Origin of the sequence: Dietzia sp. SYD-A1 (assembly GCF_015356725.1) — a bacterium.
GTDB lineage: Bacteria > Actinomycetota > Actinomycetes > Mycobacteriales > Mycobacteriaceae > Dietzia.
Genome location: NZ_JADDKI010000676.1, coordinates 1 through 876 on the forward strand (window position 1 = coordinate 1; position 876 = coordinate 876).

At 72.9% G+C, this 876-nt stretch carries 1 protein-coding gene; it reads left to right on the top strand.

Annotated features, from left to right (window positions below):
* On the top strand, positions 1-829 hold an 829-nt coding region (locus IY392_RS18555; protein ID WP_309234219.1), incomplete at its 5' end, for a CPBP family intramembrane glutamic endopeptidase.
* Positions 830-876: the final 47 nt, after the last annotated feature.

The window sequence follows — 876 nt, forward strand, 5'->3', positions numbered from 1 at the left end:
GCGGGCGGCGGGTCGCGCGCGGCGGGCGCTCTCGCCGCGGGAGGCGTTCCGGTGCTACGCCTCGAGGTACGACCCGGTCACCGACCCCCGCACCCGCCGGCTGTTGGTGGTCGAACTCGTCGTCGTCCTCCTGGTGACCTTCGGCCTGGCCGGCCTGTATTCGGTCCTCGATCTCGCGTCGGCGCTGCTCGCCCCGGAACCCCTGGCGGGACAGACCGCCACCCTCAACCCCTCGCGCTCGGAGCACGCGTGGCTCGATGTGGCGTACCAGCTCCTCGCGGTACTGCGGTTACTGGCGTGGTCGGTGCTGCCGCTGGTCCTGCTCGCGCACTCCGGGCTCGGCCCCCGGGCGGTCGGGCTCGTCCGGGACCGCGCCGGCCGGCAGATCGCGTGGGGGATCGCCCTGGCCGCCGTGATCGGCATCCCCGGGCTCGCGTTCTACCTGGGCGCTGTGGCGGCGGGGATCAACCTGCAGGTGGCGGGGTCCGGACTCACGGAGACGTGGTGGCGCCCGATCGTGCTGGTCCTGTCGGCCGCGGGCAACGGTGCCGCCGAGGAGATCCTCGTTGTGGGTTATCTGCTCGTGCGCCTGCGCCAACTCGGGATCCCGCCCGCCGTCGCACTCGTGGGCACCGCGCTGTTGAGGGGGTCCTACCACCTCTATCAGGGCTTCGGCGGGGGGCTGGGCAACCTCGCGATGGGGATCGTGTTCGCCCTGTGGTGGATGCGGACCCGACGGCTGTGGCCGCTCATTTTGGCGCACACACTCCTGGACGTCGTCGCGTTCGTGGGTTACGCGGTGCTCGCCCCGCACGTCGCCTGGCTCTGACACCCCGCCCGCCGTCCCTGTCGTCCGCTCCCGCGACCCCACCGCCC